Source organism: Halobacterium sp. KA-4, assembly GCF_021028995.1.
GTDB lineage: Archaea > Halobacteriota > Halobacteria > Halobacteriales > Halobacteriaceae > Halobacterium.
In genome coordinates this window covers 1-17,675 of the sequence record NZ_JAJJZG010000026.1, presented here as the reverse complement: position 1 = coordinate 17,675, position 17,675 = coordinate 1, and the positions used below count along the sequence as shown (strand labels likewise).

General features: G+C 66.7%; 20 protein-coding genes and 1 pseudogene. 10 read left to right on the top strand and 11 right to left on the bottom strand.

Features of this window, described 5'->3' with window-relative positions; genetic code table 11:
• Positions 1–270 (bottom strand): winged helix-turn-helix domain-containing protein, encoded by a 270-nt coding sequence (locus tag LPA44_RS16610; RefSeq protein ID WP_058984599.1) that lies wholly within the window; start codon positions 268–270, stop codon positions 1–3.
• A 123-nt stretch (positions 271–393) separates the two neighbouring features.
• Between LPA44_RS16610 and LPA44_RS16605 the strand changes: the two genes are divergently transcribed.
• The 3 genes from LPA44_RS16605 to LPA44_RS16595 all read left to right on the top strand — a co-directional run bounded on the left by LPA44_RS16605 (position 394) and on the right by LPA44_RS16595 (position 3,714).
• Entirely contained in the window at positions 394–693 is a 300-nt protein-coding gene (locus LPA44_RS16605; RefSeq protein ID WP_230890612.1) for an EMC6-like membrane protein, read from the top strand.
• Between the two features lie 2 nt (positions 694–695).
• Positions 696–2,531: a ribosome biogenesis/translation initiation ATPase RLI gene (locus LPA44_RS16600; RefSeq protein WP_230890611.1), complete on the top strand. Its 1,836-nt coding sequence runs from the start codon at positions 696–698 to the stop codon at positions 2,529–2,531.
• A gap of 217 nt (positions 2,532–2,748) precedes the next feature.
• Positions 2,749–3,714, top strand: a complete 966-nt coding sequence (locus LPA44_RS16595) for a hypothetical protein (protein ID WP_230890610.1) — start codon at positions 2,749–2,751, stop codon at positions 3,712–3,714.
• Between the two features lie 105 nt (positions 3,715–3,819).
• Here LPA44_RS16595 and LPA44_RS16590 read toward each other — a convergent pair whose 3' ends face one another.
• Positions 3,820–4,917 carry an IS630 family transposase gene (locus tag LPA44_RS16590; RefSeq protein ID WP_230890609.1) on the bottom strand — a complete coding sequence of 366 codons (1,098 nt, stop codon included), beginning with the start codon at positions 4,915–4,917 and terminating at the stop codon, positions 3,820–3,822.
• A gap of 173 nt (positions 4,918–5,090) precedes the next feature.
• Positions 5,091–5,708, bottom strand: coding sequence for a GTP-binding protein EngB (gene engB, locus LPA44_RS16585; RefSeq protein ID WP_230890608.1), 618 nt, complete (start codon positions 5,706–5,708; stop codon positions 5,091–5,093).
• Between the two features lie 112 nt (positions 5,709–5,820).
• Here engB and LPA44_RS16580 point away from each other — a divergent pair, with 112 nt between their 5' ends.
• Complete coding sequence (locus LPA44_RS16580) at positions 5,821–6,576, top strand: SIMPL domain-containing protein (RefSeq protein ID WP_230890607.1); 756 nt, start codon at positions 5,821–5,823, stop codon at positions 6,574–6,576.
• Between the two features lie 47 nt (positions 6,577–6,623).
• Positions 6,624–7,919, top strand: a complete 1,296-nt coding sequence (locus tag LPA44_RS16575; protein ID WP_230890606.1) for a TIGR00341 family protein — start codon at positions 6,624–6,626, stop codon at positions 7,917–7,919.
• On the opposite strand, the gene LPA44_RS16570 is transcribed toward LPA44_RS16575, so the two are convergent.
• Complete coding sequence (locus tag LPA44_RS16570) at positions 7,920–8,906, bottom strand: NOG1 family protein (RefSeq protein ID WP_230890605.1); 987 nt, start codon at positions 8,904–8,906, stop codon at positions 7,920–7,922.
• Positions 8,907–8,998: 92 nt separating this feature from the next.
• Here LPA44_RS16570 and LPA44_RS16565 point away from each other — a divergent pair, with 92 nt between their 5' ends.
• Complete coding sequence (locus tag LPA44_RS16565; protein ID WP_230890604.1) at positions 8,999–9,355, top strand: DUF5518 domain-containing protein; 357 nt, start codon at positions 8,999–9,001, stop codon at positions 9,353–9,355.
• Here the strand turns inward: LPA44_RS16565 and LPA44_RS16560 are convergent.
• Genes LPA44_RS16560 through LPA44_RS16540 form a run of 5 tightly spaced genes read right to left on the bottom strand, consistent with a single transcriptional unit; the run spans position 9,352 to position 11,704 of the window.
• Positions 9,352–10,101, bottom strand: coding sequence for an alpha/beta fold hydrolase (locus tag LPA44_RS16560; protein ID WP_230890603.1), 750 nt, complete (start codon positions 10,099–10,101; stop codon positions 9,352–9,354). The two genes, LPA44_RS16565 and LPA44_RS16560, sit on opposite strands and share 4 nt — an antisense overlap.
• Positions 10,102–10,147: 46 nt before the next feature.
• A complete protein-coding gene (gene hisE, locus LPA44_RS16555) occupies positions 10,148–10,432 on the bottom strand; it encodes a phosphoribosyl-ATP diphosphatase (RefSeq protein WP_230890602.1) in 285 nt (94 codons plus the stop codon).
• Positions 10,429–10,875 carry a bifunctional nuclease family protein gene (locus LPA44_RS16550; RefSeq protein WP_230890601.1) on the bottom strand — a complete coding sequence of 149 codons (447 nt, stop codon included), beginning with the start codon at positions 10,873–10,875 and terminating at the stop codon, positions 10,429–10,431. Before LPA44_RS16550 ends, hisE begins: the two co-directional genes overlap by 4 nt.
• Before the next feature lie 22 nt (positions 10,876–10,897).
• Positions 10,898–11,497, bottom strand: a complete 600-nt coding sequence (pdxT, locus tag LPA44_RS16545) for a pyridoxal 5'-phosphate synthase glutaminase subunit PdxT (RefSeq protein WP_230890600.1) — start codon at positions 11,495–11,497, stop codon at positions 10,898–10,900.
• Between the two features lie 45 nt (positions 11,498–11,542).
• Positions 11,543–11,704: a preprotein translocase subunit Sec61beta gene (locus LPA44_RS16540; protein WP_058980779.1), complete on the bottom strand. Its 162-nt coding sequence runs from the start codon at positions 11,702–11,704 to the stop codon at positions 11,543–11,545.
• Positions 11,705–11,894: 190 nt separating this feature from the next.
• On the opposite strand from LPA44_RS16540, the gene trxA reads away from it, so the two are divergent.
• Complete coding sequence (gene trxA, locus LPA44_RS16535) at positions 11,895–12,164, top strand: thioredoxin (protein WP_059055243.1); 270 nt, start codon at positions 11,895–11,897, stop codon at positions 12,162–12,164.
• 112 nt (positions 12,165–12,276) lie between these two features.
• Positions 12,277–14,139, top strand: a complete 1,863-nt coding sequence (locus LPA44_RS16530) for an SLC13 family permease (protein WP_442903411.1) — start codon at positions 12,277–12,279, stop codon at positions 14,137–14,139.
• Between the two features lie 12 nt (positions 14,140–14,151).
• On the opposite strand, the gene LPA44_RS16525 is transcribed toward LPA44_RS16530, so the two are convergent.
• A complete protein-coding gene (locus LPA44_RS16525) occupies positions 14,152–15,333 on the bottom strand; it encodes an inorganic phosphate transporter (protein WP_230890599.1) in 1,182 nt (393 codons plus the stop codon).
• 37 nt (positions 15,334–15,370) lie between these two features.
• Positions 15,371–16,228, bottom strand: a complete 858-nt coding sequence (locus LPA44_RS16520; RefSeq protein ID WP_230890598.1) for a hypothetical protein — start codon at positions 16,226–16,228, stop codon at positions 15,371–15,373.
• 283 nt (positions 16,229–16,511) lie between these two features.
• Between LPA44_RS16520 and LPA44_RS16515 the strand changes: the two genes are divergently transcribed.
• Together LPA44_RS16515 and LPA44_RS16510 are read left to right on the top strand one after the other, a co-directional pair.
• On the top strand, positions 16,512–17,441 hold the full coding sequence (locus tag LPA44_RS16515; protein WP_230890597.1) for a sulfide-dependent adenosine diphosphate thiazole synthase: 930 nt from the start codon (positions 16,512–16,514) through the stop codon (positions 17,439–17,441).
• Positions 17,441–17,675, top strand: a pseudogene (locus LPA44_RS16510) (bifunctional hydroxymethylpyrimidine kinase/phosphomethylpyrimidine kinase); the annotation flags it as partial. The gene LPA44_RS16515 and the pseudogene LPA44_RS16510, both read left to right, overlap by 1 nt.

The following is a 17,675-nucleotide window of genomic DNA, read 5'->3' as shown; positions in this document are numbered from 1 at the left end:
TCAGGCGGCTTCGGCGTCGGCGGACGCGTCCTCGCTTTCCTTCTCGCGAGTCAACTGGTAGAGGCTCTGGCGAGCGTCGGCGAAGTAGATGTCCTCGTCGACGACGCCGCGGTCTTCGAGCCGTTCGAGCGCGTACCGGACGGTGCGCGCGGAGAGCATGGTTTCCTCGACGATTCGCTTCTGGGTGAGGGGGCCGTCGTACTCGAGCACCTTGTAGACGAGCTTGGCGCTCGGCGGGAGGTCCTCCAGCACACTGTCGTCTTCAGCCATCATTACGTTTCGAAACACTCCACGCGCTTAAAAGTGCGGGAGGCGCTCCCACGGACCACTGACGGCGGAACCGGCCGTGCTGCAAGCGAACACCTTTTGACCGCGGCTCCCGGACGTGTGGGTATGACAGAAACCGTGGACCCGACGGCTGCCCACCGGCGCAGCCTGAAGGTGACCACAATCGCCACCCTCGGCGGCGTCGCTGCGGCGTTCGCCTCGGAGGCGGTCGTCGCCGACGCGACCAGCCGCACGGGGCTGCTCGTGTTGCTCGCCGTGGTCGCCGTCGAACTCGGGCTGATGCGAGTGGCCGGCGTCGACGTCACCGACTTCTCGGCGAAAGACCACCTCTACGTCGGCTTCATGTCGTTCGCCCTCTGGTTCATCACGTGGGGCGTACTGCTCTCCGAAGGCATCACCTTCTAACGATGGCCGAGGACAGCATCGCGGTCGTGGACCTGGACAGGTGCCAGCCCGACCGTTGTAACTACGAGTGTTCGAACTACTGCCCGCCGAACCGGACGGGCAAGGAGTGCATCACCCTCCGCGGGGAGGAGGCCGAGGACGGCGACCCCGACCAGATTCGCATCTCCGAGGAAATCTGTCTCGGGGAGACCTGCGGCATCTGCGTCGAGAAGTGCCCCTTCGACGCCATCGAAATCATCAACCTCCCGCAGGAACTCGAAGACGAGCCAACCCACCGCTACGGCGAGAACGCGTTCTCGCTGTACGGCCTCCCTGTTCCGGAGTCCGGGAAGGTGACGGGCCTGCTCGGCCCGAACGGCATCGGGAAGTCCACCGCGGTGAAGATTCTCGCCGGCGAAATCACGCCGAATCTCGGCCGCCACGAAGACGAACCCTCGTGGGACGAGGTCGTCGACGAGTACCGAGGCACGGAACTCCAGGACTACCTCGAAGCCGTCCGCGCCGGCGACGTCGAAGTCGCGCGCAAACCCCAGTACGTCGACCAGATTCCCGACCAGTTCGACGGCACCACGCGGGAACTGCTCGAACGCACGGACGAGCGCGGCGTCCTCGACGACCTGGTCGACCGGCTCTCGATTCGCCCGGTCATCGACCAGTCCATCGAGTCGCTCTCCGGTGGGGAGCTCCAGCGAGTGGCGCTGGCGGCGACGCTCGCCCGCGACGCGGACTTCTACTTCGTGGACGAACTCACACCGTACCTCGACATCGGCCAGCGCGTCACCGCGGCGCGCATCGTCCGCGAACTCGCCGAAGAGGAGGACAAGGCCGTGCTCGTCGTCGAACACGACCTCGCCGTGCTCGACCTGCTCGCGGACTCCATCCACGTCGCGTACGGTGAACCCTCCGTGTACGGCGTCGTCACGCCGCCGAAGAGCGTGCGCAACGGCATCAACGAGTACCTGAAGGGGTACCTCGACAACGAGAACATGCGCATCCGACCGGAGGCCATCACGTTCGAGGAGCACGCACCACGGGAGGCCTCCCGCGAGGAGACGCTGGTCTCCTACCCGGACCTCACGAAGTCCTACGGCGAGGACGAATTCACGCTCACCGTGGACGGCGGCGACATCCACAGCAACGAAGTGCTGGGCGTCGTCGGCCCGAACGGCATCGGGAAGTCCACATTCGCCCAGATTCTCGCGGGCGACCTCAACCCGACGACCGTCGACGGCGAGGAAGGCGCGGACCTCGACGTCGGACTGGACATCGCGTACAAGCCCCAGTACGTCGAGGCCGACCAGCACATCCGCGTTGACGCGTTCCTCTCCTCGATTACCGACGACTTCGGGACGAGCTACTGGAACACCGAAATCGGCGACCCGCTCCAGCTGGACCCGATTCTCGAACAGAACCTCACGGACCTCTCCGGCGGGGAGCGCCAGCGCGTCGCCATCGCCGCGACGCTCTCGAAGGACGCCGACCTCTACCTGCTGGACGAGCCGAGCGCCCACCTCGACGTCGAGCAGCGCGTGCTCGCGACCCGCGCCATCCGGCGGTTCGCGGAGAACCGCGAGACCACCGTCATGGTCATCGACCACGACATCTACATGATAGACCTCGTGAGCGACCGCCTGATGGTGTTCGACGGCGAGCCCGCCGAACACGGCCGCGCCTCGACCCCGCAGCCGATGCGCTCGGGCATGAACGAGTTCCTCGCGAACCTCGACGTGACCTTCCGCCGCGACGAGAACCTCGGCCGCCCGCGCATCAACAAGCCCGGCAGCCAACTGGACAAACAGCAGAAGCGCGAAGGCGAATACTACTACACTACCGAGTAACGCGCCGGCGCACCACTTGCGGTTTTTTCGAGCAGGTTTTTGCGCGAGGCGTCGCCGCGCGCAGTTCTTCCCGGCTAGGTTGCGACAGCATTCACTCTTCGAGTGGCGTGTTCCGCCCGGACAGCCGCTTAACCCGACTTAATCGGCGTTAATTGTACGGAAGTCGCGTGCACGGTCCCGCGGGTATAAGCCACGGGACGCCCAACGACCGACCGAGATGAAAGCGACCGTACTGCTCGTGACTGCACTCCTCGTCGTCGGCGCCGCTGCGCCGATGGCCGTCGCCGCGTCGACGGCCGACGGACCGGCAGCGACCGAGTCCGTGGCGGTGCAGGACGGGGACGCAGCGAACGAGACCGACAACGAAACCGAGACAGCGCCCGGTGCCCAGCTCGCCGGCGTCGTCGACGTACAGGGCGCCGAAGTCGAGGGTGAGGTCGAGCGGCGGTCGTTCGGCCTGCAGGTCGCGGCGGCGAAGTCGAACGCCTCGAAGGCGTCAGTCGTCGCCAACCACACGCAGACCCTCGACCAGCGCCTCGCAGACCTCCGGGAGCGCAAGCAGGAACTGGAGACAGCCCGCGAGAACGGGAACATCTCCACGGGGCGCTACCGCGCCGAGATGGCGGGACTCGCCGCCCGGATTTCGACGCTCCAGTCGATGACCAACGAGACCGCCGAAACCGCGCGTAGCCTGCCCGAGGAGGCGCTCGCCGAACGCGGTGTGAACGTCTCCGCGCTCGAACGCCTCCGGACGTCCGCGAGCAACCTCTCTGGCCCCGAAGTCGCGGCTATCGCCCGGAGCATCGCCGGTGCGCCGGGGAACAACAGCACGGGTCCACCGTTCGGGAACGGCATGGCCGGCCCACCGGTCGACACGCCAGCGACCCCCGGTGACGACGAGAACGAGACGGCCGACAACGAGACGACTCCCGGTGAGGGCGCGCCCGACGACCCCGGGAACGGTCCCGACGCACCCGGTAACGAGGACGGCGACGACGAGAACGAGACAGCCACCAGCCCCGGCGAGGGTGACACGCCGGGAAACTCGTCTGGCGCGTCCGGTAACGGACCGGGCGCGAACGAGACCAACGAGACGAGCGACGAACCCGGGCCGCCGGACGACCCCGGGAACGGCAACGGCCCGCTCATCGACCTGAGCGTGCTCACCTCGCTGCTCCCCTGACCAGGTAATACGGTCGCGGTCGGCTCTTCTTCGCGCTATTCACCGAACACGAAGTACGGCAGAGTGAAGCAGCCGACGACGAGCATCCGCGAGCGCCGTTAATGATCAAGATAACTTCTGAACGCTAAGGAACTTCTCACACCACTTTTTGGCGTAGCTGACTCGCTGTGTCACTTGTTCAAATACGTCCTTGACGAGTTCGTGAAATTCGTCCTCGTCGCCGACGATAATCGGCGACATCGTCCATTTCAGCTGTTTCCAGACTTGCTCAATTGGGTTGAGATGCGGCGAACCTGATGGAAGAAAGATCAGGTCGATTCCTAGTTGATGTGCGCGCTTGCGCGTGTATTCACAGATATGCGATCCGTGCTTATCCAAGACGAGCAGAATCCGCTGTCCCGGATTCTGCTCGCGGACCGTCTCTAAGACGCTGCAAATCTTCTCTTTCTCCTCTGTTTCAGTCCAACGAACCAGACTTTCTCCGTTCAATGCGTAGAATCCGACCGCTGAGTCTTCGGTCTTGACTAGCGGCCGTTCAACGTGCGGGTCATCGACGTACCACACCCGCCGCGAATTATCGTACGGCTGTGGGTGTGAGGCATCGAAAAAGCCGATGACTGTCCCGCCGTCTGTACAAATATCGTCGTCGACAACCCATCCGTCTTCTTCGTCACCTTCCTCCTTGTTGTGGGGTTGGTCGTCAGTCTCGTCGAGCGCGTCGGCGACGCGCTCGTCGAGAACTTCCTCAGGATTCTCCGGCCTATTCGGTCGTTTCGGCCGGGGTTTCGCGTACGACAACCCAAGATCTCGGAGAAACTTCCCGAGGTAATCTGGGTGGTACTCGACACCGAACTCTTCGGCCAGAAGATGCTGTATCTCCTGTGATTTCCATGGCTGGCCCTCTTGGAGTAGTTCGAGCAGTTCTTGTTGTTCGTCCTCGTCGAGTTTCGGGGGACGGCCGCCCCCGAAACTCGGCATCAGTTCTTCTATTCCGCCTTCGTTCCAAGCATCCGCCCATCGGCGGCCGGTCGCTGCCGACCGAGCTTCCCGGTCGGCAGCTTCCGCAATCGTGTCGCCTTGGTAGAGATTCTTCACGAACCCGAGACGCCGAATCCTGTGTTTGTCTTCGGCGTCGCGGAGAAGCTCGTTGAGCTTCTCCTCTGAGATGTGACGCTTGATCTCTTTGCGTCGCTCGCGTCCCATTGCCAGCATATCGAACCGACCCTACAAAAGATTCCTCACTCATTAATGGCGCTCGCGGTTCACTCGCGGTGAAGCCGCGAGGCCGACGAGCGACCGCAGGGAGCGAGGAGTGCTTTTTCCGCAAGTTTTTGCCAGCGAGCGGCCTGCGGCCGCTCGCGCAGCAAAAAGTGCGTTCAGAAGAATTTCTTCAGGTCGTCGCGCTTCTCGGCTTCGAGGTGCGTGCGGACGGCGTCGTCGAAGGCGTCGGTGCGGCCGTGTTTGGCGGCGATGGGGGCGATGGTGTCCTGCCACTGCTTCCAGGGGGGGTGGAGGCCGAGGCGGTCGGCGATGTCGTCGAGGCGTTCGTCGCGGTCGTCGACTTTGTCCATCTTGTTGACGGCGACGACCGGCTGGATGTCGAGGTCCTGGAGGAGGTAGAACAGTTCGACGACGTGCGGGATTTCCTCCTCACTGGTGTGGCGGTCGATGATGTCGACGGCGGCTTTGCCGTCGAGGACGAGCACACCGACCATGATGTGCTCGGCGTTGTCCTCCAGGTAGCGGACGACGTCGGTCTTGATGCGTTCGCGGACGTCGTCTTCGACGCCGGACATGAAGCCGAAGCCGGGGAGGTCGGTGACGACGAAGTCGTCGCTGGTCCAGTCGTAGTGGTTGGGTTTCCGGGTGACGCCGGGCTTCTGGCCGGTCGCCACGCTGTGGCCGGTAATCTCCCGCATGAGCGTGGACTTGCCGACGTTCGACCGGCCGACGAGGACGACCTCGTCGCTTCGGTCGGGGCGGGTGTCGAACATACCGTTCGTAGCCGGTCGGCGGGGTTAAGTCCCGCGTCCGGGGGCGCACGCTCAAACGCGGGTTTCACTCTGAGCGAGGTTGAAGGGGTCGCCCGTCGTAGCGTGGTGTGTGATGCGACAGCAAACACTCCTGCTCGCGGTCCTCGGTACCGCCCTGCTGGTGACCGCTGGGGTCGCCGGCGCCCTCACTCTCGGGAGCGGGTCGGCGACGGCCGGCCAGGCAGCCCCCGACGGACAGTCGATTACGGTCTCCGCGGACGGCACCGTGGAGGCAACCCCCGACCAGGCGGTCGTCCGGGTCGCGGTGACGGCCACCGGGAACGACTCGTCGGCGGTCCGCGACGAGATTGCCGCCCGCGCCGGGGAGATGCAGTCGGCGCTGGAATCGTACGGCATCCCTTCCGAGAACATCCGTACCGCGCACTTCGACATCCGACAGGAGCGCGAGCGGACCGGTGAAGGCATCGAGCGCGGCCAGTACGTCGGCACGCACGCGTTCGAGATCACCGTCGAGGACACCGATTCGGCCGGCGAGGTCGTCGACACCGCCGTGAACAACGGCGCCGACCGCGTCGACGGCGTCTCGTTCACGCTCTCCGACGAGAAGCGCGAGTCCCTCTACCAGGACGCGCTGACGAACGCGATGGGCAACGCGGAGACGCGCGCCGCCACGCTCGCCGACGCAGGCGGCCTCTCGGTGACCGACACTCACACCATCGTCTCCACGAACACGAACTACCGCGCGTACCAGGTCGAGTCGGCCGCGCTCTCGGCTGGCGCCGCTGCCGCCTCCGGGACGTCTGTGGAGTCCGGGCCAGTCACCGTCACGGCGGACGTCCGCGTGACGTACAACGCGACCGTCGCCTGAGCGTCGTCCCCTGAACGCTTTTCTTCTGCCCCCGTGAACGCGCAGTCGTGCGACTCGTTCAGGCGACCGTTCCGACGGGCAAACGCGAGGCCGTCCTCGACGCGCTCGACGACGAGGGTATCGACTACGTGGTCAGCGACGAGACCAGCGGCCGCGACTACAACGCCGTCGTCCACTTCCCGATACCCACCGAGGGCGTCGAGGACGCGCTGGAGGCGCTCCGCTCTGCGGGGCTCTCCGAGGACTCCTACACCGTCGTCCTGAGCGCGGAGACGGTCGTCTCCCGGCACTTCGACGACCTCGAAGAGCGCTACACCGAGAAGGAGGAGAACGGCGACAAAATCGCCCGCGAGGAACTCGTCGCGCGCGCCAAGGACCTCGCGCCGTCGCGGCGCACGTACGTCGTGATGACGCTCGTCAGCACCATCATCGCGACCGCGGGCCTGCTGTTGGACTCGCCGGCGACGGTCGTCGGCTCCATGGTCATCGCGCCGCTGTTGGGTCCGGCGATGTCCGCGAGCGTCGGCACCGTCGTCGACGACGAGGACCTGTTCCGGCGCGGCGTCTACCTCCAGCTGGTCGGCGTCGTGCTCGCCGTCGTCGGCGCGGCGGCGTTCGCGTTCTTCGTGAAATTCACGAACGTCGTCCCGCCGGGGTTAGACGTGTTGACGCTGTCGGAAGTCAGCGAGCGCCTTCGCCCGGACTTCCTCTCGCTGGTGGTCGCGCTCGGCGCCGGTGTCGCGGGCGTGTTCAGCCTGATGACCGGCGTCTCCTCGGCGCTGGTCGGCGTCGCCATCGCCGTCGCGTTGATTCCGCCGGCGGCCAGCGTCGGCATCGGCATCGCGTGGGGCGTCCCGACGCTCGCAGTTGGGTCCGGCGTGCTCGTCATGGTGAACGTCCTCTCCATCAACCTCGCCGCCCTCGTCGTGTTGTGGTACTCGGGCTACCGCCCACAGCGCTTCTTCGAAATCGGGCAGGCGCGCTCGGCGCTGCTGAAGCGCGGCGCCGCGCTCGCCGTCGCCATCGTCGTGCTGTCGGCGTTCCTCGGCGGCGTCACGTACACGTCCTACCAGTCCGCCACCGAGGAACAGGCCATCAACGACGCCCTCAGTGACGTCCTCTCACAGCCCCAGTACGAGGACGCCACGCTGCTGGACACGCGCTACGAGTACGAACAGGGGTTGATTCAGCGCGAGTCACAGCGCGTCGTCGTCACCGTCGGCGTCCCGCCCGGCGCTGACTACCCCGAGCTCTACGACCGACTGAACGAACGCGTCGCCGCGACCACGGACCACGACGTCGAACTAGAAGTCAGGTACGTCTACCGCCAGCGGCCCGGCTGACTACTCCTCGTGGGGGAGCGTCGGCTCGTGGCCGACGGCCTCGACCGCTGCGTCCAGCGTCTCCTGGACGCCCTCGCCGTTCTCCACGCTCATGTAGCAGTCCGCCGCCACGTCCTCGGAGAGGTCCGCCTTGTTGCAGACGGTCACGAGCGGCACGTCGCCGAACTGGTCGGCGACCTCTGCGCGGAGCGCGCGCTGGTCCTCGAGCATGTACCCGCACGTCTCGCTGGCGTCGAGGAAGAACAGGATGACGTCGCCGGCGTGCGCGAGCGCGGAGACGGCCTGGTTCTCGATTTCGTTGCGCTCGTCGACCGGCCGGTCGAGCAGGCCGGGCGTGTCCACGATTTGCCAGCGCACGCGCTCGACGTCGAGGTGGCCGACCTCGATTCCCTTCGTCGTGAACGGGTACTCCGCGGTCTCGATGTTCGACGTCGAGACCTCGTTGACGAACGACGACTTGCCGACGTTCGGGTAGCCCGCGACCACGATGGTCGGGTCGTCGGGGTCGATTTCGGGGAGGCCCTTGAGCGCGTCGCGGGCGCGGCCCACGGCGTCGAGGTCCTCCTCGATTTGGTCCATCACGGAGCCCATGCGCGCGAACCCCTGCTTGCGGACCTTCCGCATCGAGTCCGTGTCGCCCCGGGGGAGCTTCCCGATGTACTCTCGGCCGAGGTCGTGGGTCTTGTTCGCCGCCCACGAAATCTCGGAGAGGTGCTGGCGGAGTGCGTCTATCCCGCGGTCGTCGTCGAACTCCCGTCGGAGCACGGCGTCCGCAAGTTCGTAGTAGAACGGGTCGACGGTGTCGAAGTCCGGCCACGCCGTCACGACGTTGTGGAGGTTGTCACCGAGGATGTTCGACGACGTCTGCAGCATCGACTCCTGGGCCTCGTAGCCGCCCTTCGCGCGGCCCGCCCGGGCTGCCCGCGAGAACGCCTTGTCGAGGAGCTCCTCCGACGTCGGCGTCGTCGGCAGGTTCTCGAAAATCATACAGCGAAGTAGGCCTGCGAGACGTAAAAGCACACGTATCGGGACCGACGCGGCCCGCGAGGCTTTTCGGCGTCGCCCGCCTCTCCCCCGGTATGGTCAACTGGCGTGCGGTCCTCACTGGGTTCGCCGTGGAGTTCGTGCTCGGCGTGTTCGCGTTCGCGCTCCCGGGCATCGGCCACGCGGCCGCCGGCCTCGTCGGCGGCTTCGTCGCGGGCTGGATGGCCGACGACGGCGTCTGGAGCGGCGCCGTTCACGGTTTCCTCGCGGGCGCGCTCGGCGGCCTCCTCGTCGCCGCGCTCGTCCTCGTGCTCGGGGTCGTGTTCTCCGCGACCGGCCTCTTACCGGTGGGACTGCTCGGACTCGGTATCGGCGCGATAGCGCTCGTCTTCTTCGGCCTGCTCGCCATCGACAGCGCCATCGCGGGCGCCATCGGCGGCTTCCTCGCCTAGTCCCGCGCGAACTCGCGAACCGCGTCGGCGAGCTGTTCGGGCGCGGTGTTGATGCCGAGGTGCCCGACACCGGTTAACTCCGCGCGCTCCGTCTCCGCGAGCGCGCCGTCCAGCGTCTCCACCGCCTCGCGGAGGTTCTCGGGACCCTGTTCGCCGAGCACGAGCAGCGTCGGCACGCCCGTCTCCGGGTCCTCGAGGCCGTAGTCCTCGACGACCTCGATTTCGCGCGCGACCGTCTCCACGATGCCCGCGGCCTGCTCGACCGCCGGCTGCGGGAGCAGGTCGGCAGCGCCGACTGCGTCGAGGAACACTTCGACGGCACCGACGCGGTCGCCGTCCGCGAGGCGCGCACGTATCCGTTCGCCGAGGTCGCCGCCGTGTGGCTCGCCCACCAGAATCGAGGGCTCGTACAGCACCAGCCGGTCGATATCCATCTCGTTGGCGGCTTCGAGCGCGACCAATCCGCCGAAGGAGTGCCCGAGCACGATTGGCTCGCCAGCGACGGCTTCGACGACCGCTCGGAGGTCCTCGACTTCGCGCTCGAAACTGTACTCGTCGCTGTCACCGCTCACCCCCCTGCCACGCCGGTCGTAGGTCACGATCTCGAAGTCGTCGGCGAGGTTGGGCACGAGGTCGCGGAAACTCTCCTTGCGCGCGCTGGTCCCGTGGACGAGCACGAGTGGCTGGCCGTCGCCGCGCGTCTCGTACCCGACTTCGGTACCGTCCGCAGAAGTGACAGCGTGCATGTGCCGGGCTTTCGTGCCCGGCTACTTGAGCGACACTAGTCGTCGGCTACCGCCGCGCTTCCAGTTCGTCAAGCAGGTCGTCGGCGTCCATGTCGTGCTGGGCGAGCACGACGAGCATGTGGTAGATGATGTCCGCGCCCTCGTGGGCGAGTTCGTCCTCGTCCCCGTCCTTCGCGGCGAGCAGGAACTCCGTGGCTTCCTCCCCGAGCTTCTCCAGGGCGGCGTTCTCGCCCTTCTCGTGCGTGAACAGTTCGGCCGTGTAGGAGTCCTCGGGGAGCGTCTCCTTGCGGTCCTCGATGACAGCGAACAGCTCGCGGAGCACGTCGCTCACGCCGCCATCACCTCGCGGATGTCGTCGAGGTCGTCGAACTCCGCGGGGTCGCGGCGGCCGTCCTCGAAGACGGCTTCGGCGACCTCGATTGGGGCGTCGGTGCGCGCCGCCAGCGCCAGCGAGTCGCTCGGGCGCGCGTCCACGACTGCCCCGCCGCGCGGCGTGTCGACGTGGAGGTCCGCGTAGTAGGTCCCCTCCTCGACGTCTGACACCGCGACGTGGTCGATGCGGCCGCCGAGCTCCTCGACGAGGTCGAGCGTGAGGTCGTGGGTCAGCGGCCGTCCGATGTCGGTGGCGTCCAGCCCGCGCGCGATGCTGGTGGCCTCCTCGAAGCCGACGAAGATGGGGAGCACGTCGTCCTCCCCGTCGACGCCGACGAGTACGACCGGCAGCGGACCGTCCGGCGTCCCCGCCACGCGGACGCCGTCGATGTGAGCGTTCATGGTCACGTTTTCGCGAGGACGGTCAAAAACTTGCCTCCTCGTTCTGGAAGAATGCGAGGTCGTGCATGCGGGAGTCGTTCGTGAGTTCGGGGTGGAACGACGTGCCGACGACCGGGCCGTCCCGAATCGCGACCGGGTTCCCCTCCCAGTCCGCGAGCACGTCCACGTCCTCACCCACTTCGGCGACCAGCGGCGCGCGGATGAACACCGCGGGGAACGGCTCGTCGAGCCCGTCGACGTCCAGCGGCGCCTCGAAGGAGTCCTTCTGCCGGCCGAACGCGTTCCGGTCGACGGTCGCGTCCACGAGGTCCAGCGTCTGCACGCGGTCGTCGTTGGCGTCGGTCGAGGAGACGATGAGGCCCGCGCACGTCGCCAGCATCGGCTTCCCGGCGTCGACGTGCGCCTTCACTTCCTCGTCGATGCCCTCCCGGGCGAGCAGCCGCGAAATCGCGGTCGACTCCCCGCCCGGCAACAACAGGATGTCACAGTCGGGCACGAGCCCGGAACGCCGAATCTCGGTGACCTCGGCGTCCAGCCCGTGCTCGGCGGCGGCCCGACGGATGGCCTCGGCGTGCTCGGAGACGTCCCCCTGCACGGCGACGACGCCGGCGCTAACAGTCATGTGCTCGCTTACGAACCGCCACGGAAAAAGCCTCTCGGGGTCGGGTTACGCGAAGAACTGCAGTAGTAGTACGGCGATGCCGAAGAACGCGCCCGTCGCCACCACGGAGCGCGGGTCGATGCGGATGGCGTTCGGGTCCTCGGAGTCGAAGTAACGGACCAGCCCTGCGCTGGACATCAGCCCGCCGGAGTTCTCACCACTGCTCATGTATCCGATTCGGAACCGAGCCCGCGTAAACCTTTCGTGTCCACGCGGTCGCGCCCGCTGCAACCCCGCGAGCCGTGCCGTACCGCCGCTCTCGATGCGGTGGTCCCCCCGTTCGTGGGCGCGACGAAGCGGCGAGGGTGGTCCCGTGAGAAACCCTTATGCGGGGCGCGGGGTAAGGGCAAATAGACCGATGACTGTCACCATCAAGGACTTCTACGCCGACTGGTGTGGCCCCTGCAAGACGCAGGACCCCATCCTCGAGGATCTCGAGGAGGACTACGGCGACCGCGTCACCTTCGAGAAAATCGACGTCGACGAGAACGAGGACGTCGCCAACGAGTACCAGGTTCGCTCGATTCCGACCGTCGTCATCGAGGACGACGACGGCGTCGTCGAACGCTTCGTCGGCGTCACGCAGCGCGACCAGCTCGAGGACGCGCTCGAAGAAGCCGGCGCCTAAGCGCGCCACCGTTCTGACGCGGCCCGTCGCCGCGTCGCTCCCTCCCCGTTGTTTTCGCCTCGCCAGCACAGCGACCGTCAGGCTGTTGTAACCCACCGACGACAGTCCTCCCATGTTCGCGTCTCTGCCGCTCGCCGTGCTCGGGGACCTCCCCCCCGTGACGCCCGAGATGGCAGTCGTCTTCGTGCTCGTCGCGGTGACGCTGGTGTTGTTCGTGACGGAGGCGCTGCCGCTGGACGTCACGGCGATTCTCGTGATGGTGACGCTGATGGTCCTGCAGGATTGGACGAACATCTCCGTCACCGAGGGCCTGTCTGGGTTCTCGAACCCCGCGACTATCACCGTCCTGGCGATGCTCATCCTGAGCAACGGCATCTCTCGGTCCGGCGTCGTCCAGATTATCGGCCGGTGGATGTCGGCGTTCGCGGGCACGAACAAACACCGCCAGCTCGCGTCGACGATTCTCGCGACCGGCCCCGCGTCCGGGTTCATCAACAACACGCCCGTGGTCGCCATCCTCGTCCCGGTCATCAGCGACCTCGCGCACAAGGGCGGCACGTCGCCCTCCAAGCTGCTGATGCCGCTGTCGTTCGCGTCGATGCTCGGCGGCATGCTCACGCTCATCGGGACGTCGACGAACATCCTCGCGAGTCAGACCGCCGAGCGCATCGGCTCCGAGCGCGGCATCGACGCGCTGCACGCGTTCTCGATGTTCGAATTCACGCACCTCGGCGCAATCGTGCTCGTCGTCGGCTCCGCGTACCTGATGACGATTGGCTACTGGCTGCTCCCCGAGCGCGTCCCCCCGGAAGAGGACTACCTCGCGGAGTACGACATGCAGGACTACCTCAGCGAGGTCGTCGTGCAGGCGTCCTCGCCGCTCGTCGGGAAGACCGTCTCGGAGGCCATCGACGAGCAGCGCTTCGACGCCGACGTGCTCCAGCTCGTGCGCGGCGGCGAGCGCTTCATCGAGCCCATCGGGCAGAAAGTCATCAAGCCCGGGGACGTGCTCACGATTCGGACCGACCGGCAGACGCTGGCCGCCATCGCGGATGTCGACGACCTCGCGTTGACGGGCGCGCCCGAGACTGACCCCGAGTTGGAGCCAAGCACGGAAGAAGAGCAGACGCTGGTCGAACTCGTCATCCAGTCGGGGTCGTCGCTGGTCGGCGAGACGCTGAAGTCGTCGTCGTTCCGCGGGCGCTACGACGCGAACGTACTGGCGTACCGCTCCCGCGGGGAGACCGTCCGCCAGCGCATGGACGAACTCAAGCTCCGCGTCGGCGACACGCTGCTGATTCAGGCACCCGAGGACAGCATCGACCGGCTCTCCCAGAGCCCGGACTTCATCCTCGCGCACGAGCCCGAGGAGCCCGACTACCGCACCGAGAAGATTCCGTACGCCGTCGCCACCATCGTCGGCGTCATCGGCGCGGCGACGCTGCTCCCCATCAACATCGTCGTGTCGGCGCTCGCGGGCGTCGTCGCGATGGTCGCCACCGGCGTGCTGCGGCCCGGCGAAATCTACGACTCCGTGGACTGGAACGTCATCTTCCTGCTGGCGGGCGTGATTCCGCTCGGCATCGCCCTCGAACAGACCGGGGGCGCGGAACTGCTCGGCGCGCTCGTCGCGGCGACCGGCGAGTTCCTCCCCGCCATCGGCGTGCTGTGGGTGTTCTACGTGTCGACGAGCCTCATCACGGGCATCATCTCGAACAACGCCAGCGTCGTGTTGATGATTCCCGTCGCCGTCGAAGCCGCCCTGGAAGTCGGCGCGAACCCGTTCGCGTTCGTGCTCGCTGTGACGTTCGCGGCCTCGACGGCGTTCATGACGCCCGTCGGCTACCAGACGAACCTCTTCGTCTACGGGCCCGGCGGCTACAAATTCGGTGACTACGTCCGCGTCGGGATGCCGCTGCAGTTGCTGTTGTCGGTGGTCACGGTCGCGGGTATCTCGTTCTTCTGGACGCTGTGAAGGTCGTCCCCGTTAGAAGCCGAAGATGGGGACGAAGCGGAACGTGAGGTAGGCGCCGATAGTCGCCAGCATCGGAACGACGTTCTGCATCAGGACGACCCGGGCGGTCGTCCCGGGGTCGAAGAGGTCCGACGCGCTCGGGATGTCCTCGGGCTCCTCCTCGCCGATTTCCGGGACCTCCTCGCCGCCGTCTTCGTCTGCAGCGAGCCCACCGACGGAGACGGGAACCTCGCCTTCCCCTCGAACTGCCTCGGGCACGGAGACCGGCCGCGTCGCGCGCCCCCAGCCGAGGCCGACGATGGACATGGTGGCGATGACGACGAAGCTCGCCGGGATGCCGATGGCCGACAGGAAGATGACCAGCGACGCGCTCACGACGGCGACAACGATGGCCGCCGTCAGCGGGAGTTCCGTGATGTCGCTGCCCATCGTCTCGAGCGTGCGGCGCGCGATGGTGAACGCGCCGATGCCGACCGCCACGCAGCCGATGATGATTGCCGGGTTCATCTCGAGGACGCCGCTGCCGACGAGCGGCGCGATGGCGTTGGCGACGTTGCTCGTCCCCGAACTGAAAGCCATCAGACAGCCGATAGCGATGACTGTCGTGACACCCCACAGCTCGCGGCGGTTCGTCGTCTCCGTGGGTCGCGGCACCGGGACGACGCCCGAGCGGTCGACTTTCAGCAGGTCGCCGGCGCTGCGCTCCATCGCGATGAGCCGGTGCAATCGCGCGTAGAAGTACCGGCCGATGACCAGCGACACCCAGAAGCCGATGACGGGCGCGACCAGCCACCAGATAGCGATTTCGCCGAACACTGCCCAGTCGAGGGCGTTGCGGGCGACGCCCAGTCCCGCGATAGCGCCGACGGCCGTCATCGATGTCGACGCGGGGACGCCGAAGAAGTTCCCGACGAACAGCGCCAACCCCACGAAGAACAGCACGCCGATGCTCGCCTCCAGCGTGAAGATTCCGGGGTTCGTGACGAGTTCGCGGCCGAGCGTGTCCACGACGCGGCGGCCGAGCGTCCACGCGCCGATGGCGAAGAACACGGTCATCAGCATCGCCGCGACGGGCTTCGAGATGGCGTCCGCGCCGACTGCGGGGCCGAACGCCGGCCCCGTCGTCGACCCGCCGACGTTGAAGCCGACGAACATCGCCACCAGGATGCCCACGAGGAGCAGGACGCTAATCACGCCGCCACCCCGCTGTCGGCGCGCGTAACGAGCGCGCTCATTTGGGCTCGTCCTCGTCGGGTTCGACGTCGTCTCGCGACTGCTTCTCCTCGTCCTCGGTGTCGTCTTCGCCGTCTTCGTCGCCGTACCGCTCTTCGACGGCTTCGACCTTCTCCTCGACCGACTCGTCGTCGGCTTCGCCGTCGGCCGTCGTCTGCTCGACGGTCTTCTCCACGGTCTCTTCGACAGTCTTCTCGACCGTCTCCTCCATCGTTTCCTCGACTGTCTCCTCGACAGTTTCTTCGACGGTTTCGCCGACCTTCTCCTCGACTGTCTCGCCCACCGTTTCTTCGACGGTCTTCTCCACGGTCTCCTCGACGGTTTCGCCGACTTTCTCCTCGACTGTGTCGCCAACTGTCTCCTCGACAGTTTTCTCGACTGTCTCGCCGACCTTCTCTTCGACCGTTTCTCCGACGGTCTCCTCGACCGTCTCCTCGACCGTCTCTTCGACAGTTTTCTCGACTGTCTCGCCGACTTTCTCCTCGACCGTCTCACCGACCGTCTCCTCCACGCTGGCTTCGACGGTCTGGTCGACGGTTTCGCCGACGGACTTCTCGACGGTTTCTTCGACCGTCTCCTCGACGGTCTGCTCGACAGTTTCGCCGACCTTCTCCTCGACCGTCTCGTCGACAGTCTCGCTGACGGTTTCCTCGACGGTGTCGCTGACCGCCTCCGTCATCCAGTCGGGGTCGAAGCGCGCCATCTTCCACGCGATGTGGATGACGAACGACGCCAACACCCCGAGCCCGAACGCCAGCCCGGTCTGGGTCCCGACGATGGAGAACAGCACCACGGAGACGAAGATGAGCACGCCGTACGCGAGGTCCGTGAGGCTGTCCACGCGGTTCGGATTCACGCGTTCACCTCCGGCCGCGCGAACGCGCCGCTCCCGCTGGCTGTGTGGGTGAGTTGCGAGTTACGCGACCGTGTGTAGCCCGGCGCTAGCGGGCTACGCTGGACGAGAAATGTGATACCAGAACAGAGGGCGCGCACGGAGAAAGGGATTCCGATGGGTAGGGTGTCGCCGCGCCGGGTGCACGCCGCGCTCGGCGGTCGCGTAATGTCGAACCTCGTTCCCCGTCTCGCTGCCACGGTTGCACATCCCAACCGATAAGTAGTCGGTTGTATCACTAGCGAATATGTCGTTCGACTCGTTCGCCGACGCAGACGAAGCACAGGTCACCCGCGCAATCGCTCGCCAGTGGACCGAGGAGTTCATCGACGACACCGAGACCGACGTCATCATCGTCGGCGGCGGCCCCTCCGGGCTGATGGCCGCCAAAGAGCTCGCCGAGCGCGACGTCGACGTCACCGTCGTCGAGAAGAACAACTACCTGGGTGGTGGGTTCTGGCTCGGCGGCTTCCTGATGAACAAACTCACCGTCCGCGCGCCCGCCGACGACGTCCTCGACGACCTCGGCGTCCCCTACGAGTACGACGACGAGACCGAGGGACTCGCGGTCGCGGACGGCCCCCACGCCTGCTCGTCGCTCATCAAGGCCGCCTGCGACGCCGGCGCGCGCATCCAGAACATGACCGAATTCACGGACGTCGTCGTGCGCGATGACCACGAGGTCGCGGGCATCGTGATGAACTGGACGCCCGTCCACGCGCTCCCCCGCGAACTCACGTGCGTCGACCCCATCGCCGTCGAGTCCGACGTGGTCGTCGACGCCACGGGCCACGACGCCGTCGTCGTCTCCAAACTCCAGGAGCGTGGCGTCGTTGACGCGGCGGGCATCGAACACGCCGACGAGCACAACACGGGCATGGACAAGACCGAGGACGGCGAGTACGGCGCGCCCGGCCATGACTCCCCCGGCCACGACTCGATGTGGGTCGCCGACAGCGAGGACAAGGTCGTCGAGCAGACCGGCAAGGTCCACGACGGCCTGATTACCGCCGGGCTCTCCACGGCGACCGTCCACGGCCTCACGCGCATGGGCCCGACGTTCGGCGCGATGCTGCTCTCCGGGAAGGCCGCCGCGAACGCCGTCCTCGACGAACTCGGCTCGGACGAGCCCGCGGTCGAACTGCCGTCGCGGGCCGCGCCCGCCGCCGACGACTGATGCGTCCCGTCGCGCTCACGGTCGCCGGGTCGGACAGCGGCGGCGGCGCGGGCGCACAGGCCGACTTGAAGACGTTCGAGGCCTGCGGCGCGTTCGGCACCTCGGCGCTCACCGCCGTCACCGCCCAGAACACCACGGGCGTCACCCACACACCGTCCTCGACCCCGCGGCTGTTCGCGCGCAGTACGACGCCGTCGTCGCGGACTTCGACGTCGCCGCCGCGAAGACCGGGAT

Bases quoted from the DNA above. Each gene is read 5' to 3' on its own strand.
- LPA44_RS16610 (WP_058984599.1), bottom strand. From the start codon at position 270: ATGGCTGAAGACGACAGTGTGCTGGAGGACCTCCCGCCGAGCGCCAAG.
- LPA44_RS16605 (WP_230890612.1), top strand. From the start codon at position 394: ATGACAGAAACCGTGGACCCGACGGCTGCCCACCGGCGCAGCCTGAAG.
- LPA44_RS16600 (WP_230890611.1), top strand. From the start codon at position 696: ATGGCCGAGGACAGCATCGCGGTCGTGGACCTGGACAGGTGCCAGCCC.
- LPA44_RS16595 (WP_230890610.1), top strand. From the start codon at position 2,749: ATGAAAGCGACCGTACTGCTCGTGACTGCACTCCTCGTCGTCGGCGCC.
- LPA44_RS16590 (WP_230890609.1), bottom strand. From the start codon at position 4,917: ATGGGACGCGAGCGACGCAAAGAGATCAAGCGTCACATCTCAGAGGAG.
- engB (WP_230890608.1), bottom strand. From the start codon at position 5,708: ATGTTCGACACCCGCCCCGACCGAAGCGACGAGGTCGTCCTCGTCGGC.
- LPA44_RS16580 (WP_230890607.1), top strand. From the start codon at position 5,821: ATGCGACAGCAAACACTCCTGCTCGCGGTCCTCGGTACCGCCCTGCTG.
- LPA44_RS16570 (WP_230890605.1), bottom strand. From the start codon at position 8,906: ATGATTTTCGAGAACCTGCCGACGACGCCGACGTCGGAGGAGCTCCTC.
- LPA44_RS16565 (WP_230890604.1), top strand. From the start codon at position 8,999: ATGGTCAACTGGCGTGCGGTCCTCACTGGGTTCGCCGTGGAGTTCGTG.
- LPA44_RS16560 (WP_230890603.1), bottom strand. From the start codon at position 10,101: ATGCACGCTGTCACTTCTGCGGACGGTACCGAAGTCGGGTACGAGACG.
- LPA44_RS16550 (WP_230890601.1), bottom strand. From the start codon at position 10,875: ATGAACGCTCACATCGACGGCGTCCGCGTGGCGGGGACGCCGGACGGT.
- pdxT (WP_230890600.1), bottom strand. From the start codon at position 11,497: ATGACTGTTAGCGCCGGCGTCGTCGCCGTGCAGGGGGACGTCTCCGAG.
- LPA44_RS16540 (WP_058980779.1), bottom strand. From the start codon at position 11,704: ATGAGCAGTGGTGAGAACTCCGGCGGGCTGATGTCCAGCGCAGGGCTG.
- trxA (WP_059055243.1), top strand. From the start codon at position 11,895: ATGACTGTCACCATCAAGGACTTCTACGCCGACTGGTGTGGCCCCTGC.
- LPA44_RS16530 (WP_442903411.1), top strand. From the start codon at position 12,277: ATGTTCGCGTCTCTGCCGCTCGCCGTGCTCGGGGACCTCCCCCCCGTG.
- LPA44_RS16515 (WP_230890597.1), top strand. From the start codon at position 16,512: ATGTCGTTCGACTCGTTCGCCGACGCAGACGAAGCACAGGTCACCCGC.